This is a genomic window from Synechococcus sp. R5-13 (assembly GCF_047462015.1).
GTDB lineage: Bacteria > Cyanobacteriota > Cyanobacteriia > Thermostichales > Thermostichaceae > Thermostichus.
The window spans coordinates 1-2,814 of sequence record NZ_JANSIL010000033.1; the positions used below are offsets into that span (position 1 = coordinate 1).

Annotated in this window: 3 protein-coding genes; 2 read left to right on the forward strand and 1 reads right to left on the reverse strand. The window is 59.0% G+C overall.

Features of this window, described 5'->3' with window-relative positions; genetic code table 11:
- The first annotated feature begins 171 nt into the window (after window positions 1-171).
- Window positions 172-840 (forward strand): cofactor assembly of complex C subunit B, encoded by a 669-nt coding sequence (locus NW840_RS02910; protein ID WP_414342303.1) that lies wholly within the window; start codon window positions 172-174, stop codon window positions 838-840.
- Between the two features lie 73 nt (window positions 841-913).
- On the opposite strand, the gene bchI is transcribed toward NW840_RS02910, so the two are convergent.
- Window positions 914-1,972 (reverse strand): magnesium chelatase ATPase subunit I, encoded by a 1,059-nt coding sequence (gene bchI / locus NW840_RS02915; RefSeq protein WP_011431779.1) that lies wholly within the window; start codon window positions 1,970-1,972, stop codon window positions 914-916.
- A gap of 388 nt (window positions 1,973-2,360) precedes the next feature.
- On the opposite strand from bchI, the gene NW840_RS02920 reads away from it, so the two are divergent.
- Entirely contained in the window at window positions 2,361-2,705 is a 345-nt protein-coding gene (locus NW840_RS02920; protein WP_414331953.1) for a DUF4168 domain-containing protein, read from the forward strand.
- Window positions 2,706-2,814: the final 109 nt, after the last annotated feature.

Below are 2,814 nucleotides of genomic sequence, written 5' to 3' on the forward strand. Positions count from 1 at the left end.
TGCGCTTTGGGTATTCTACTCAAAGCTTTGCGGGATACCGCCATTCTGTTTGGAAACAAACAGAATGCTACCGCTGCATAGTTGAACAGTGATGTTCAGCAGTGTTCAGCGTAAATGTATCAGCTTCTCCCTTCTCTCCCGTTACTTCCTCTAGGTTATGCCTAGCCTGCCTTGACGGTTGAACCCACTCCAGCCCCCAGGGATCCCAATCGCTGGGTGAGGCGGCTGCCTCTGGTGACCGGCCTTTTGGGCAGCGTCCTTTTGGTTATTAATCGACTGGCCTTTACGCCGGAATTGCTCACCAGCCAGTCCCGCTCAGATGCCTTGGGGATCCTCCTCAGCGCCGTTTTGATCCTGACCGGCCTGCTGTGGCAGCAGATCCAGCCTCTTCCACCCCAAACGGCCCCCCTGCAGGGGATCCCCGGCTGTGATTGGCATCCCGATCTTTCTGAAAGTGAGAAACTGGAGCTGGCTTGGGCCTCCCATACCCTGCTCAGCACCACTGCCGCCCGCACTGTGGTGATCTGGGTGGGTGGGCGAACCCTCCTACAACGGGGGATCCTGGCCAACCCCGGCCAGATGCCCTCCATTCAGCCCAAGAGCGTTTTGCAGCGGGTTTTGCAAACGGGGCGGCCCGTGTATTTGGTGGATCTCAAGCTGTTCCCGGCCCGCGCCGAGTTCGATGGCCTGTTGCCCCCCGGATCCCAGGCCGTGCTGTGCCAGCCCATCGGCCAGAAAGGGTGCTTGATTTTGGGGAGCGATACCCCACGCAGCTTCAGCCGGCAGGAGCAAACCTGGATTGCCGCCATTGCCGACAAGTTAGCGGCCCTATTTGGTTGAGGTTCGCCGATCCCAACTTCCCTTCGCCGGGAGAGGGGCCGGGGGTGAGGGCTAGCAGCGCGGAGTGCTTGGGCTAGGCGGCGCTCTCCAAGCTCACCTGGAACACTTCGCTGAAGGCTTTTTCCACCTTGTAGCCCGAGTCGATGGTCTCCAGAGGATCCTTGCGCAGGCGGTGGCGCAAACACAGGCTGATCACCCGACGGATATCGGCGACGGTGACCTCACTGCGCCCCTCTAGAGCTGCCAGGGCTTTGGCAGCCCGGTTGGTTACAATGTCTCCGCGCAGTCCATCCACCTCCAAAGCCGCGCATACCCCAGAGATCTTCAAGCGCAAGTCGGGATCCACTGCCACGTTGGGCAAAAGATGTTGGGCTTTTTCGATGCGCTCCCGCAGGCGCTGCTGGGAATCGGCATACTTGGCCAAAAAAGCCTGGGGATCGGCGTCGAACTGGCTGCGCTCCTCCACGATCCGCACCCGCAGGGCGGCATCTCGCACCGTTTCGATCTGGACAAACATGCCAAAGCGATCCAGCAGTTGAGGCCGCAATTCCCCCTCTTCCGGGTTGCCGGATCCCACCAGCACAAACCGAGCCGGATGACGAATGGAAATGCCCTCCCGTTCCACGGTGTTCCAGCCTGAGGCCGCCGCGTCCAGCAACACATCCACCAAGTGGTCATCCAGCAAGTTGACTTCATCCACGTAAAGGATGCCTCGATTGGCCTTGGCTAGTAGCCCCGGCTCAAAAGCCTTCACCCCCTGAGCCAAGGCCCGCTCAATGTCGAGAGTGCCACACACTCGGTCTTCTGTTGCCCCCAAGGGCAGATCCACCATCGGCACCTGGATCCAAGTGCTTTCCAGCGTTTCTCCCGCCTGCAGGCGCTCCCACACTTGATCGCTCATCAAGTCCCGCTGCCGCGGGTGGCTGTTGAAGGGATCCCCTTTCACCACCTCGATCTGGGGCAGCAGGTCGGCCAAAGCGCGAATGGTGGTGGACTTGCCCGTGCCGCGATCCCCCATGATCAGCACCCCGCCAATGCGCGGGTCGATCACGTTGAGGAGCAAGGCCAATTTCATCTCCTCTTGGCCGACGATGGCCGTAAACGGGAAAACCGGGCGACGTTCCAAATGCATAGGGGCAATAACCAACAATTCATCCCCATTATCCCAGAGGCCACTCCCTTCTGGGGGTCAGATAGGCTGGAAAGGGACTGGAACTGGAACCTAAAGACCAGTTTTCGGTCAAATGGAAAAGCAAGCTCAGTTGTCAGCGTGGACGACGCCCTGGGCTTTCACAGAGAGGAGCAGATAGGATCGAAGCCCGCGGGGTTCATCAGAGTGTTGAACCGGCGTGGGGCCGAAAGCTCACAAAAACCCTAGGCAACCTGAGCAACAGTTGGCGGGTGGGGAGACATCAGCGGTGTCAGGCAAAGCAAGTCGGAGATGGTGGACGGCATTTCCAATCCAAAGCGTGGTCCAAAAAGGGCTGGTGGGTTTGATCTGGGTTTGCACTTGGATCCCTGTGCTCACTGTCTCTCTGGCCGTGGCTCAAACCCCCACCACCTCTGTGGTGTTGAGCGATGAGCAGGTAACAATGTACGCCCGTATCGTCTTGGAGATGGAGCCCCACCGGCAAGAGGCCCAAAAGCGCTCCCAAGCCACAAACGACCCGGCCAGCAAAGATCAAATCCGGCGAGAATTCATCCGCACCGCGACCGAGATCATCACTCGCCACGGCATGACTGTGCCCGACTACAACCGCATTACACTCTTGATCCGCTCCGAAGAGGGCAAAGCTTTGCAACAGCGCATTGAGGCCGAAATTCTCCGCCTGCAAAGCGAGGATCCCCAACCGCCAGTCCGATAAAAGTAAACTACCCGACACCCGCGCTATGCGCAGGGTGCAGGCTTTATCCCAATCCCTAGCTGACCCAGAGGACAGCTAAGTTTCGGAATTTCAGGCGAGTTTACAGTCG

Coding starts and splice junctions, on each gene's coding strand:
- bchI (WP_011431779.1), bottom strand. CDS start 1,972: ATGCATTTGGAACGTCGCCCGGTTTTCCCGTTTACGGCCATCGTCGGC.